The sequence below is a fragment of the Corallococcus llansteffanensis genome (genome assembly GCF_003612055.1).
Lineage (GTDB): Bacteria > Myxococcota > Myxococcia > Myxococcales > Myxococcaceae > Corallococcus > Corallococcus llansteffanensis.
Genome location: NZ_RAWB01001210.1, coordinates 1 through 418, shown reverse-complemented (window position 1 = coordinate 418; position 418 = coordinate 1). Strand labels below are relative to the sequence as shown.

The 418-nt window shown below is 66.5% G+C and carries 1 protein-coding gene; it reads right to left on the bottom strand.

The annotated features are described in order from the left end of the window. Window positions 1–418: enoyl-CoA hydratase/isomerase family protein (locus D7V93_RS44200; RefSeq protein ID WP_147451743.1), on the bottom strand; the 418-nt coding region annotated here is incomplete at both ends.

The window sequence follows — 418 nt, the reverse complement described above, 5'->3', positions numbered from 1 at the left end:
GTCATGGCGTCAAGCGTCGCCTGAAGCCATTGGCGCAGCTCCCGTGCCTGTTCGCGCTCCAGGCTCTCGCGCAGCGTGGCGACAATGCGATCGACCGACGAACGGCGGTCGAAATAGCGCTGCACCCACGGCGTCGCCTGTGCCAGCGGCGCGTGCGGAACAATGTTGCACGGCGGCTCGAACACGCGGCGCAAGGCCTGCATGAGATCGCCGTCGTGCGGCATGCGCTGCAGGCGGTCTTCGAATGAGGCAAGCCATTCGGCGGGCACGCACATATCGGCCAGGTGGCAATGCAGCGCATCGGCGCCGTTCAGCGTCACGCCCGTCAGGCCAACATACAGCTCCAGCTCGGGCGACATCACGCTCAAAAAGCTCGTGGCGCCCACGTCCGGGAGAAAGCCGATGCGCGTCTCGGGCA